At 50.7% G+C, this 13,367-nt stretch carries 10 protein-coding genes; 4 read left to right on the plus strand and 6 right to left on the minus strand.

Going from position 1 to position 13,367, the window contains the following annotated elements:
• Nucleotides 1–1,275 carry a Glu/Leu/Phe/Val family dehydrogenase gene (locus GC090_RS19910; RefSeq protein ID WP_162286546.1) on the plus strand — a complete coding sequence of 425 codons (1,275 nt, stop codon included), beginning with the start codon at nucleotides 1–3 and terminating at the stop codon, nucleotides 1,273–1,275.
• A 57-nt stretch (nucleotides 1,276–1,332) separates the two neighbouring features.
• Here the strand turns inward: GC090_RS19910 and GC090_RS19915 are convergent, their stop codons facing one another.
• A complete protein-coding gene (locus GC090_RS19915; protein WP_324021779.1) occupies nucleotides 1,333–3,264 on the minus strand; it encodes a methyl-accepting chemotaxis protein in 1,932 nt (643 codons plus the stop codon).
• Nucleotides 3,265–3,420: 156 nt separating this feature from the next.
• On the opposite strand from GC090_RS19915, the gene GC090_RS19920 reads away from it, so the two are divergent.
• Nucleotides 3,421–3,759, plus strand: a complete 339-nt coding sequence (locus tag GC090_RS19920; RefSeq protein WP_324021781.1) for a cupin domain-containing protein — start codon at nucleotides 3,421–3,423, stop codon at nucleotides 3,757–3,759.
• Between the two features lie 350 nt (nucleotides 3,760–4,109).
• Here GC090_RS19920 and GC090_RS19925 read toward each other — a convergent pair whose 3' ends face one another.
• The 3 genes from GC090_RS19925 to GC090_RS19935 all read right to left on the minus strand — a co-directional run bounded on the left by GC090_RS19925 (nucleotide 4,110) and on the right by GC090_RS19935 (nucleotide 5,889).
• Nucleotides 4,110–4,424 carry a YebG family protein gene (locus GC090_RS19925; RefSeq protein ID WP_006121982.1) on the minus strand — a complete coding sequence of 105 codons (315 nt, stop codon included), beginning with the start codon at nucleotides 4,422–4,424 and terminating at the stop codon, nucleotides 4,110–4,112.
• Nucleotides 4,425–4,537: 113 nt separating this feature from the next.
• Nucleotides 4,538–5,332 carry an SIR2 family protein gene (locus tag GC090_RS19930; protein ID WP_033742404.1) on the minus strand — a complete coding sequence of 265 codons (795 nt, stop codon included), beginning with the start codon at nucleotides 5,330–5,332 and terminating at the stop codon, nucleotides 4,538–4,540.
• A complete protein-coding gene (locus tag GC090_RS19935) occupies nucleotides 5,329–5,889 on the minus strand; it encodes a non-canonical purine NTP pyrophosphatase (protein WP_033742402.1) in 561 nt (186 codons plus the stop codon). Before GC090_RS19935 ends, GC090_RS19930 begins: the two co-directional genes overlap by 4 nt.
• Before the next feature lie 1,775 nt (nucleotides 5,890–7,664).
• On the opposite strand from GC090_RS19935, the gene GC090_RS19940 reads away from it, so the two are divergent.
• Complete coding sequence (locus GC090_RS19940) at nucleotides 7,665–8,060, plus strand: H-NS family histone-like protein (protein WP_006121986.1); 396 nt, start codon at nucleotides 7,665–7,667, stop codon at nucleotides 8,058–8,060.
• Between the two features lie 60 nt (nucleotides 8,061–8,120).
• Here GC090_RS19940 and GC090_RS19945 read toward each other — a convergent pair whose 3' ends face one another.
• Nucleotides 8,121–9,200, minus strand: coding sequence for a tyrosine-type recombinase/integrase (locus tag GC090_RS19945; RefSeq protein WP_039339626.1), 1,080 nt, complete (start codon nucleotides 9,198–9,200; stop codon nucleotides 8,121–8,123).
• Between the two features lie 1,071 nt (nucleotides 9,201–10,271).
• Here GC090_RS19945 and GC090_RS19950 point away from each other — a divergent pair.
• Nucleotides 10,272–10,472, plus strand: a complete 201-nt coding sequence (locus GC090_RS19950) for a hypothetical protein (RefSeq protein ID WP_324021783.1) — start codon at nucleotides 10,272–10,274, stop codon at nucleotides 10,470–10,472.
• Nucleotides 10,473–10,797: 325 nt separating this feature from the next.
• Here GC090_RS19950 and GC090_RS19955 read toward each other — a convergent pair whose 3' ends face one another.
• On the minus strand, nucleotides 10,798–13,338 hold the full coding sequence (locus GC090_RS19955) for a YbcC family protein (protein WP_324021785.1): 2,541 nt from the start codon (nucleotides 13,336–13,338) through the stop codon (nucleotides 10,798–10,800).
• Nucleotides 13,339–13,367: the final 29 nt, after the last annotated feature.

Here is a 13,367-nt window from a genome sequence, read left to right on the forward strand (position 1 = left end):
ATGGATAAGTTATCTTACGCGTCTGACAGTAGTACATCCGCCTGGTCTACCTACCTTCAACAAATCGATCGCGTTGCCCCTTATTTGGGCGATCTCTCTCGCTGGATCGATACGTTACGTCATCCTAAACGTGCCTTAATCGTTGATATTCCTTTGCAAATGGATGACGGTACGATTCGTCATTTCGAGGGTTACCGTGTTCAACATAATCTGTCACGCGGCCCCGGCAAAGGCGGAATCCGCTATCATCCGGATGTTGACCTGAATGAAGTCATGGCACTCTCCGCCTGGATGACCATCAAATGTGCCGCTGTGAACCTGCCTTATGGTGGTGCTAAAGGCGGGATTCGTGTAGATCCCTTCAAATTGTCTGAAGGTGAGCTTGAGCGTTTAACCCGCCGCTATACCAGCGAAATTGGTATCATCATCGGTCCACAAAAAGACATTCCGGCACCCGATGTCGGTACCAACGGTAAAGTGATGGCCTGGATGATGGATACCTACTCCATGAATCTGGGCACCACCGTGACGGGCGTCGTGACAGGTAAACCTATTCACCTGGGTGGATCGCTGGGTCGCGAAAAAGCCACCGGTCGCGGCGTATTTGTTACAGGTCGCGAAGTGGCGCGCCGTGCCGGTATTGAGATTGAAGGTGCGCGCGTCGCCGTTCAGGGCTTCGGTAACGTTGGCAGTGAAGCGGCACGTCTGTTCAGCCAGGCTGGCGCACGCGTCGTGGTGATTCAGGATCATACCGCTACCCTGTTCAATGCCGACGGTATTGATATGGATGCACTGACGCAATGGCAGGCCGAAAACAAACAGATTGCTGGCTTCAAAGGCGCACAAATCATTGATAAAGAGGCCTTCTGGCACACGGAAATGGATATTCTCATTCCGGCAGCCCTTGAGGGTCAGATTACCCGTGAACGCGCTGAGACCCTGAGCTGTAAACTGGTCCTTGAAGGTGCCAACGGTCCTACCTATCCCGATGCTGACGATGTGCTGGCAAACCGTGGCGTGATTGTGGTCCCAGACGTTATCTGTAACGCCGGCGGTGTGACGGTCAGTTACTTCGAATGGGTGCAGGATATGGCCAGTTTCTTCTGGAGTGAAGACGAGATTAATAAACGGTCTGATAAAATCATGACTGAAGCCATGATTCACGTTTGGGAAAAAGCCAAAGAGAAAGACTGCTCTCTGCGCACCGCAGCCTATATCGTTGCCTGTGAGCGTATTCTGATGGCCCGTAAAGATCGCGGTATCTATCCGGGCTAAGCCAGTAAAAAAACAACCCGCGATGTGCGCGGGTTGTTTTTATTCAGCGGCTTTCACTTAACGGAATTGCTGCACCGTCTGGGCCAGCTGTTGCGCCTGATCTTCAAGCGAACTGGCTGCCGCCGACATTTGTTGCACCAAAGCCGCGTTTTGCTGCGTTGTTCCGTCCATTTCATTTACCGCAATCGTCACCTGACTAATTCCTCGCGCCTGTTCATCTGACGCGGCAACGATTTCGTTGATGATACTTTGTACAGAGGAGACAGCCTGGGTCATTTCATGCATCGTTTTTCCTGCCTCATTGACCAGCGTGACGCCGCTTTGTACCCGGGCACTGGACTCCTCAATAAGCGCGGCAATGTCTTTAACCGCACCGGCACTGCGTTGCGCCAGGTTTCTGACCTCAGAGGCCACTACCGCAAATCCGCGCCCCTGCTCGCCCGCCCTGGCCGCCTCAACGGCTGCGTTGAGCGCCAGGATATTGGTCTGGAAGGCAATGCTGTTGATCATGGTCGTGATATCGCCAATTTTCTTTGAGCTGTCATCAATTTGCGACATGGTCTGTACCACCTGGCCCACCAGGTTTTCGCCCCGGCTGGCAATGGTTGTCGCATTTCCGGTCAGGTGCGTAGCCTGCTGGGCGTTATCCGCGTTCAGGCGAACCGTGGCGCTGATTTGTTCCATGCTGGCTGCTGTCTCTTCCAGTGCTGCCGCTTGTTGTTCGGTGCGCGAGGCTAAATCCAGGTTGCCGCTGGCTATCTCACTGGCCCCCTCTCTGACAGACGCGCTGGCATCTTTAATCTGGCCCACAATGGATTGCAACTGGCTCTGCATGGTGTGCAGGGCGTAAAACAGGCTGGCGTTGTCACCGTGCGCGACCTTAATGTCATTGCTGAGTTTGCCTTCCGCAACGGCCAGCGCAATGCGGGCTGCTTCTGCGGGTTCGCCACCAAGCGGGCGCATTACTTTGCGATTAAACAATAACCCCAGTACGGCACCTACCAGCAGGATGCTCACAAGCATTAAACCGATAGCCCAATAGAGCTGGCGGTTCGCGGCGGCCATGACCTGGCTGACAGGGGCGACAATTCCCACATACCAGGGCTTATCGCTGTTGCCTGTCACCACCGGATACCAGGTGTACATGGCTCTTTCACCCAACACCGGATCATCATGTTCGACGATCTGACGGGTAAAATTGTCTTTGTCGCCTTTCCATTCCTTACCAGCGTCATTTTTGACAGGTGAAGATACCACTTTGCCACTGTTCGAAAGCAACAGCGCATAACCCGTATCCTGCCAGGGTTTTATCTGGTTCACTTTTTGCTGTAATGACGCAAGCGAAATATCCGATGTGACCACCGCCATGAGCTTGCCTTGATCGATAATGGGTGAGGCAACCGAGGTCAGTAAGGTTGGCACGCCGTTGTACGGGTAGCTGTAGGGCTCTATCAGGGTATCTTTACGCGACTGTTGAGGGACAAGATAATAATCCCCCTGGCCAGGCGTCAAATAGGAGAGCAGCGGATGCATGGCATAGTTGCCGGACTGATCGCGGTCAACAAACCAGGCATAGCGCCCCTGAGGTGGCTGTCCTTTCTGACCAACAAACTCCGCATCGCGACCGTCAAACGCGTCAGGTTCAAAAATCACGGACATAGAGAGATAGTCAGGGTTGGCCCTGAGGGAATACTCCATAATTTTGTCGGCAATTTTCCGGTCATTAACGCCCGCTTTTGGTAAAGCAATCAGGCTTTGGCCAAGGCTGTGTGCCATATCGCGTGCGTAACTCAGCTCTTGCTGAATCTGCAGGCCGCGACTTTGTGCAATCTGTTGAAGATAATTTTCCGCTAAGTTTTTTTGCTCTTTTGCCGATTGCCAGCTCAGGACGCCAATAGTGACGGTAAAACCAAGCGTAATAGTCAGGCCACCGGCAAGCAGCATCTGGTTGCGGGTGGTCAGTGTTTTTTTTGCGGGTTGAGAAGTCATGCGGATTCCCCTGAAATCGATCGGCTTAATTGACTTCCCTGCCAGACAGACGCTTTTATGTTCCTTAAGGATCTATCGGCGCTCAATAAACGAACTTTAATTCTCATGACTCAAGTCAGACCTTAATCACAACGTTCATCATCAGGGGGAAAGCGCATGATTTCGAAAGAGAACGCAGAACATTATTTCTGGGGTGGGCAGTGTGAGGGTTGGCATCTGCTTAAAAGACACGATCTGAGCATTATTTATGAGCAGATGCCGCCTGCAACACATGAAATACGGCATTATCATGTGCGATCGCGGCAGTTCTTTTTTGTGCTGGAAGGCCAGCTCAGCCTTGAGGTGGAAGGTGTGGTGCATCATCTGCAGACGCAACAGGGAATTGAAATTCCCCCCGGCGCAAAACATCAGGCTCGCAATATCAGCGATAACAGCGTCACTTTTTTAGTCATTTCTCATCCCACAACGCGTGGCGATCGTCACGATGTCGTCTGAACACCGGGCGGGAAAGTGAAATTTTGGTAACTTATCGCGATGATTTTGACCTGAAACAATAAACGGGCGGAAAAAATATGTCAGTTTGTGCCCTCTTTTTTGGCGGGATGAAAAACCGGACTTATTCATGTGGAATCATACTGGCTGGCTTCACAGCTCTGCGCTTTGTTTTGGCTGGCTTGCCAGATATCTCCATCACTACGCTTTTGCCATCACACATTTGACTGGCTGATCGTAATGCAGGCAAGCACGGCGCAAACCAGTCAATGCGCGCGAAGCGTTATGGAGAGAGCGTTGTGCGGGATAACAGGCGGGCAGTTCACAGGTAATGAACTGCCAGGAATGAACCATCAGGCCGCTTTAACGGCGCGGACTTTTTTCTCACTTTGCGCAGTCGCGTCAGCTGTTTCTGACACATTTTGCGCCGTGCCAGGTAATTTGCTGGTGCGAAGAATATGCTGTACCGCGTCTTTTTGCTCTGCCAGCAACAACCCTAAGGTTTCAGCCTGCGATTCGTCCATATCGGCCTGGTGTGCCAGTAACCAGTCGGTGAACGCCTCTGCCATATCCAGCATTTTGTCGTAGGCATCGGCCTCTTTCTTATTGGCAAATGTCATCTTCTCTTCACCCTTTCTGACTACTACAAATTTGGTTTCGACAGCCATTTTATTGCCCTCACATACTGTTTATTTATACAGTATAACACAGTCGGCGACGTTTTCCAGTGAAGAAAAGACACAACGGTTAAACCTGCTCTGCTTACGCCATTCGGTGTGCATCAGGCCAGTAATTCTTCCATAAACTCAGCCAGCGCTTTACGGGGATCGTCCTCTTCCGACACGATCATTTCGATTCCCCATTGCCCCAATACTTCTTTTGCCACCGGGTTATTGCGATTGGTAAAAAGGTAAGATTTGGGTCGGGCGGTTGCCAGGCCTGTGCGCCCCCACATTTTTGTCAGCCGATAGAAGAGCAGACGAATATTAAAATCACTGATGCTGTAGCCAACAAACAAAACCGAATTGCCCATGACATCATGGGTCAGCTTGATATCTAACGGCGAATCAAAATAGAGGCGTTCAAAGTAGCTGCTTTCATCCAGTACGATAGAAGTATCGTCATCAAAGTCGCCATGAAGTTTGATGATATGACGTTTATCTTCGGTGAGTGAAACCAGATCGGCTGCATTCGCCACTTTTGAATAAGGCACGCCATGGGCCTCATGCGCGGCTTCCAGCCACCGATCGTAATTCGTGGTATAGATGCGTGAAAAGTTGCCCTGAGTGATCATGGTATGAATTTCAGAGCTGCGGACATCAATATCAGGCCGGTGCCATTCGCGATCCATCCAGCTTCGTAACGGTCCTAACGAACCTTTTTTCTGCTTGTAGTACTCAGCCAGAGAGAGGTGCGTACCGTAAGTATTAAAAATTTTCGGATCGTACCCCAGTTCATTAGCCAGATGAGCGATAAGCTCATGCCATTCAGGCAGGCCGAGATTACGGGAAAGACCGGCTCCGGCAAACAGAATGAGCTTGCCGGAATCGTATGCGCGTTTGAGCTCAGGTTTCATGCCACGCCTCGTGCAGTTTTTAAAAAGGCAGCAAAACGATCCAGCGCAATGCGACGGTTGGAAATTTCGTTTTTCTTCTCGCCCATCTCAGCGAAGGTTTGATCGTATCCTTCGGGAATAAAGATACAGTCCCACTGGAATCCATGGGGACCGGCAGGTTCAGGTGCAATAGTGCCGCGCAATTCGCCGAAAAACTGGTACATTTTGCGTCCGTCGCAATAACCCAGTACGGTTTTAGCGGTTACACCCTGACTGTCGAGGCCCTGTACCAGCGATGCAAAGCGATCGGCACCGAGGCGATTCCAGAAAATACGCGTCAGCCCCGCAGGCAAACCATTCAGGCCATCCAGATACAGCCCGGTGTGCTCAACAAAAAGCGGACGTCCGATAATAGAGAAGGCCTTCGTCAGTTTATCTCGCACTAAATCCAGTTCATTTTCCGTTTGAATTTCTTCAATGCGACGCGCGATGGGTACGACGTCCACGCCCACAGGTTCCAGTATTCCGCGGACCTCCGCCAGTTTTTGCTCATTGGCCGAAAGGAATCTGATTTTCATGCTTCTTCCACGTTGATTACGCTGCCTCAGTCAAATTTATCATTGAGACAGAACAAGAGGTTATCGCTGGTGAGTGTAGCGCAAATTCGCGCCTTTCTGGCGTGAACATTTGCGCAAAACGCGGGGTTACAGAGTAGAGCGGATAAAACAGAACAACGCAGGACGTGAATAAGTCCGAATAAGGCATGATGTAAAACACCGCTCCGTTTAATAAGCACCCGCTGCATTGGCTATTTAAAGACACACAATCTTTTGCGCATCGTCTGCGTTTTTGCACCTTTCCAAAGCGCGAAAATACCGTAAGCCACAGAGAAACCGGCCGCGAAGTTCTTTCAGGGGCTCTGTTCGCCAGCCAGACTGATGCGGGCGTCATCATAGTACTGACAGTATCAAGTCACTAACGTTTTATTTTCCATCCAGTGCCTGACAGATGAATCGAAAATATTACGCATAGCATAAGCCGTTTATCCTGCGCTCTCTGTTCCGTTCGTCAAAGCCGCATCACTCGTCAGGGGCTGAACTTGTCTTTCACTGGCAGAGAGTGCTCTGGCGAGGCTGTATAAAAGAATCGGGAAGAAAGTCGGACGTGACGCCCTGACAAGGACCTGTGTATTTATCGGTGGCAAAGCTGTTTTGCAAACGGCAGCGATGAACGTTTATATCTTTTATTGCTAATGTACGGCATGTGCAGACCAGTGCCGCCCTTCACACCGACTGTTCACCCTTCCGGCATTTCAAAATTCATCCTGAGGAAAATGATAAAGACGCCGCACTACGCATGTTTTTGTGAAAAGCGGTTTTGAATGGTTCCAGAAACCCCCTGCACGTTATTCTGTCAGACAGAGCGACTCACTTTTCAGACGTGGAATGAAAAGCATCCCATAGCGGAAAAGATGACAATATCCGCCTTAGCGAAAAGTGCAAGAATCTAATGGCAGCAATACGTTGTGTTTTCATAAGCAAACGGCATCACGTCCGCAGCCATATAAATGTTGTTGATCTGATAAATTCTTATAGCGACGATAACCTCCCGACTGGCTTTAAGTACAGTGACGGAGAGAGGCCATCAGGATGATATTAGCTACCCGTTTTTATTCTTGCCGTCACTTGTCAACGCTCCGCTTATAGCTCTGCTTTACAGCACGAAATGTGTGATTAATCCTTAAGACAGACAGGCGCGCGTACCCACAATGTTATCCATCATAGCGATCTATATTGCGCTGACTAACCGTGTTAAAAGAAGGATTTGTCCTGTAAGAAAAGTTGCAGACTTCAGTAATCGTCTGGCTTCACAAAAACTAATCCCGTGAACAGGAATGAACAAGACGGTTAACGCATTATCCGGCGATTAAGACACAACCATTTTGGAGCAGAATGAAGATTAGGACAATTTATCATGGGGAATTATTAACCTGACGTTATCATTTACCTGCGCTGGAATGAAGCGACTTTATTATGCCGTAATATCCCTGTAACTGGTAAGGAGGCAATGCATTACACACTGATTTTTATTGCTTTTTTAAGTAAATAAATGGGCGTTATTTTCAATACGTCACCGTAATATGCTACCGTTTATCACCTGGACCTCAACGAAAAAGGCGCTGACAATGCGTCTGGCATTTAAATTTTATGTATGTTTAATGCGTTTAAAATGCCGTAATAATCCTAAGCGGTAACAAATTTGTACATTTCAGACAGAAGAGATATTTCTTTCCTTGATTATTTTTCGTAGAATGACCCTGTTTAAATATTCGCTGTAATTTAAGGATTAACCAATGGATGCGCTCAAAGCATTAAATAACCTTCGTATTCTACGCGCACAAGCCCGGGAAATTGAGCTTGATGTGTTAAATGAAATGCTCGAAAAGCTTTCTGTCGTTGTCGCTGAACGCCGTGAAGAAGAAGAAGCTGAGCAAGCTATGCTGCGCGAGAAAGCAGATAAGTTAGCTAAGTATAAAGAAATGCTGATGAATGACGGCATTGATATTTCTGAACTGGTTGATTTGCCCACAGAGACAAAAACAAAAGCTAAGCGCGCACCTCGCCCTGCTAAATATCGCTATACCGATGAAAACGGTGAAACTAAATCGTGGACAGGCCAGGGCCGTACACCATCGCCAATTAAAAAGGCGCTGGACGCTGGCGGTTCGCTTGACGATTTCCTGATCTGACAACATGCGCGGTATTGATTTCGATACCGCGCATTTTATTGGAAACATTGTTTTAAGAGATTATCTGCTCATCATCATTATTGATGAACTGGCTAATTGTAGCGTCTCATTCTCATACCGATGAGGGAGATGATGGTAGCTGTCGCTTTCAGTAATACGCTCAACCGTTTCTGAATACCGCTCCAGCGCAGTCCGCATTTGCACAACATAATCATGCGTATCGTAAACCCGATCAATTCCCTCTAATGCATGATTCATAATTTTTCTTGCCACATCGTTTGGCGTGTCCAGCGCGGCGAGTTTCGAACGTGCCGTTCGACGTAAATCACGCGGCGTGAAAGGTTCCAGCCCTAATCCCCGAGGCGCACGTAACATCCGGCGCAGTGCCTGATTCAGCGCACCTTTCGAAAGCGGCTGCATAACATCACGCGGCGCAGGTACGAGCCAGGGAGAAGCCGGATCGCTGGCGGCAATTAAGGCCTCAATACAACGGCGCATTAACGCTGAAATGGGTAAAGTATGTTCGCGCTGGGACTTGTTACGTGTTCCCTGCTTCCATAATCCGGATTGCAGATTAAATTCTGATTTCCGCGCCTGAACAACTTCGTCAGGCCGACGGGCACTGACCAGACACAGACGTAAGGCCCAGCGTACCTGTTCTGACAACGACCAGTTATCCAGACCATGCCAGAAAACCCAAATCTCCGCGTCTGACAGTTGCCGGCTTCGTGGAGGTGACGCACGGCCCGCAATATCACGTTTCCTCAGTGAAGCCACGGGCGAATGCGCCAGGTAACCCTGCATTTCGGCCCAGGACAAAAACTGTTTAGTCAGAGCAAAAACGCGCCGGGCTTCCTCTTTTTTACCTTCAGAAATCAGGACGTTATAGAGCCTGTTTAATCGTAAACGCGTCAGGTTTTTTAGCGGTAAAGTGCCAATATTCGGCAACACATGCCTGAGTAGTGATGATATGGCAATTTCGGGACGACGTCGGGTGACAAGCAACGACAGTTTTACCCACACGCGGATAACCTGCTCCACTGTTCCTTCGTCGCCAAAATTATCCAGATCAGACAAGGAAGCATGTCTGATCTGATTGAGCCAACACATAACGTGACGGCCCACATGCGGCGATGTCATTTCTGTCAAAATTTCTGCCACTGCCTCTCCTGATCGTAAAACTGTCGGCCAGATTCTACCTTCCAACAGTCTGTGACTCCAGACCTGTTAAGTCTGGAGTCACAATGGTAGCGCTGTACGCTTTTTAAGAAAGTCATTAAGGAAAAGACTCTCATTATTTTTAAATGGACTGGTTAATAAACCCGCAGAGAACAACGCGATAAATGATGGATTATTTCCACAATAGCGCTATTTCAGAAGATAAAGACGATGAATGGGATACGTCAGCTAACTGAAAAGTATGCGGTCAAAAATTCCACGATGCGTTTTGTGTCTTCGACAGCTATTCGCTGTACGGAGATCCGGGCAGGAAACCTCTACGCACGTTCAGATGAACAGGCGCTGTAATAGCAAGTGAGACAGTTTCACTAATATCAGGAGGCGCAGATAAATTACGGGGTTCTGATCGTCGTGCTACCGCTTCATGAGTGCGCCCCCTGCCATAAATTATGAGGCGCACCGCCAGCAAGATCTCTGCAATACCTGCCTCGGGATACAGGAGAGATTAACGATAACAAGGCACTCTCGGGTTGACCATGTGGTCAGAATGCATTTGATACAGCGGCACTGCACTCTTACATTGAAAATGAAACAATTGCGCGTAACACCAGCCGCTTCAGCTCTTGCTAAACGTATAGTTAAAAACTCGTCCGTTTTGAGTTTGCACAGTAAGCGTCTTTCCCGCCGATGTATCCAGGGCTCTGGCCTGACTGTATTTCCACATCATGACCTGCTGCCCGTTGGGATAAGGTGATTCTGTATCAGGCGGTCCAAACATACGAATGAGCTCCGCGCGTGTCGTCTGACCGGGTTTAATCTTCTGAATAGTCGCCGTATCGAAATTGTGTCCCACAGAGTTAGAACATGCAGCAAGAACCCACACCAGGCCCATGATAATTAGTGATCGCATTACGTTGTTCCCGGAGATGAGTTTGACATGCGTTGCATCGCGCTGTGTTACAAGGGTTGTACTATCTTCTTATGATATCGGCAAAATAAGCATTCACTGCAATAAATGTCCGAATGCGTATTATGGCCTACAGACCGCCCGATGGCGTACTAAAATTCCGTACTGGCATGTCGACATTATTAAAAACGTTGTGTAATGAATTATCGCTGCTCTCTGTCAATACGATTTCCTCTTTCGCCACCGCAAGACACAGGCTGAAGGTGACGGCTATGGCCGTGCTGCATGTGGACGACTCGCCTGTTTACCCTGACGACAGTCGTTAATTCTGCCGCCTGAATGACATCGATAAAGCACTACTTTTCAGTCGGTTAGCCAGACATCACTCTTTAAACACCCATTAATTTCGTGTGCAATACAGGATTGATCGCCACGTCATGCTGAACGTCAGCTTACCGGCAAAAAAATGCAGGCCGTTAACTGGCCTGCTCGCGTTATTCTGAAAATGGTTGGAACGATTTTTATGCCTGTAAAAAGGGACAGTTGCCCCTTTGTACAGAATAAAAAATCACCGGTTAGTTACACTGTAACTTTTTGGTCTGGCAGACAGTCGCTTCATTTTTTAGCGAAGGCCTTAGTACACAGGCGTTCTTATAGACTCTCCAGACTCAGTGGGAGCCAGTTACCCTGTGCATAGCGTGCCAGACCTGCCTCTTCAAAGCGCCAGAGATGGAGCCAGCCGTTATCGAGCAGTTTCCGGATAACCTCATGCTTACCAATCACTGCGTCAATGGCATTTTGCGGCGCGTCGATAACAACGGTCAGGCGCAACGGCTCGTGCATCCAGTGCTCGCCGTCATGGAGCGACTGACGTGATAAACCGATCCGCAGATCGCCGCCATTGCCCTCAAAGACACCGATGCGGCCCCCCACTACGTTGTGCAGCACCTTATTGCCGCTCCCCAACCTTTGCGGATCGCATGTTGACGCGTGGTACTGCCAGTTGATCCAGTGTGTGACCAGCATGGGTGCGGTCATCAGGCCTTCCAGTAGACTGCCATCACTATCCTGACTCGCATCGTAGTCATGCAGAAAGCTGCGCCCGCCCAGGACTACGCCACGACTTCTGTGACGAGGGGCAATAAGAAAGGCTGCGTTGCCCGAAAGACCCCATTCGGGACGGGTTTGTGCCCCGTCATTAGCGCGACGGCGTAGTTGTCCGAGCAACACATCTTCGGGCGCACGCGGGTCCAGCTTAAGGGCGGGGGCCCGCTCGCGGCGGACCTGATCACTGGCTTGATTAAAAATTGGTTGCAATCGCTCACAGCGGGCGCGCGCACTTTGCGGCAACAAATCGAGATCAAACCACTCGATTTCATCGGTAGTCGTGTTATGCAGGGCGGCCACAAACGTCGTAGAGTCCGGAATCACTGTTCCTTGCGCTTGCAGCCCCTGGCGAACCTGTGGTTCGTTAAGCAATTGCGCCAGGCTGCGTGCATTCACTTCACCGGTCTGGCCACAACAGGCACCACAGTCCAGTGCCGCTGCGTGGGCATTGTTAGCTGACTGGCTGCCATGTCCCACGAGGAGCACTATAGGTGCCAGATGCTGTTCCAGGCCCATGGCGTGAAGAACCCCGGCAGCGAGCTTAACTTTAGCCTCAGTATCCAGCCCAACCAGTTGTGGGCGGCACGTCTCCCGAAACCGCGCAGGTAAGCCAGCAAGATCATCTCTGGCACGTGCTTTTTTGCCCGGGCGTAACCAGTTTACCAGCTTGACCGAGTAGCCCAGTCCAACCGCTTCCACAAACGAGAAGGCAGCCCCCGGCCAGCGGCTAATCGCATTCCATTGATCGGCCATGGCAAATCGGGCGTGACGCGAACGACTGGCCTGGCTTTGCAGTGCCGCATCGGCTTTATATTGCGAACCCGCCTCCACGATACGGTCAGCGACCTCTATGGAAGGCGCAAGTAAGCCGGGTAACTGGGGACGGCGGGCTTGCGTGCCCAGCGGTGTGTAGGCAACGGGAAGGCCAAAGAATCCTGCAAAACCGATGGTCTGTATACCAGCACTCACGGTCTCAAGCGCACGGCGCAACGGTTCACTGCGCACATCAATGCAGAAAGCAGCCTGGGCTTCGATTGCCTGATGTTCCGTACCATGACCGTTTGCCGAGGCCAGCCGATGTGCCAACTCACGCTGATAGCCAATCTCCAGCGCCAGTTGCCATACTTCGTCAACCAGCATCGCCTGTTCCGCCGCATCCAGCACCTGGTGAGCCTGTTTCCAGGCGTGCTGAAGCGAAGCAAGCGCGTGCCGGGTTGCTGCATCATCTTTGCATTCCAACAGGATTACGCCCCAGGCTAAGCGAATCGTCAGCAACTCGCGCAGGTGTGGGTCCTTACCCCCCGCCAGTCCCGCCTGCCAGCTCAGACAGGCACACCAGGAAGCCCACCCATTCACGGTAAGCAGTACCGATTCCAGATAATCCGCCCATACAGCTTCAGGCAGGCCCAGACGTGCGATAAGCCAACGCTCCGCATCGGTAGCATTATCGGGTAAGGCATTGATGGCATTTGTGATATGGGGCAACCCCATTAACAAACCGATACCCTGATCGTGTCCCAGCGTATCCCGCCAGAAGGCATATAAGCCCTGTCGCTGAGGTTGCCAGTTCGCCTGATCTTCATCGAAGTAGGCGGCGCAGGTTTGACCAACCTGGTGCGTGATAGCCTGCCGCCAGGATAATCTCTGATGCCGATCAGGATCGTTGTCGAGCACGTCGATTAGCAGCGGCAATTGCACTGGTGAGGTTCTTGCCTGTAACGCATCCAGGCACTGTTCAGCCGTCAGACCGGTCGCTTGTGCTTCGGGCAGCTGATGTAGCGCCAGATTGAGATCGGCAAGGCTGATACGGCCCTCGCGCCAGGCCAGGAACTGCTGATCGCGCGATGGGAATACCTGGATACCGCCGAGTACCGCCATCCGGGCGGCCACCCTGCGTACCGGCATGCCAATACGCGACCAGTGAGGGTTGACAGCAATGGCGCGATCCAGCGGCCATGTTGGTGCAATCGCCTGGCAGGCCTGGCTGCAAGCCTGCTCAATTGCAGCATGCCGGGAACAGGCGTTTTGTGTCGATTGCGTCAGGCTCGCCGAACCGGTTTTTTCGTTATTGACTAAGGTATCCATCAGTAGGCTCTCCAGTTTATTCGTATGGT

The sequence above is a fragment of the Pantoea sp. JZ29 genome, assembly GCF_035190385.1.
GTDB lineage: Bacteria > Pseudomonadota > Gammaproteobacteria > Enterobacterales > Enterobacteriaceae > Pantoea > Pantoea stewartii.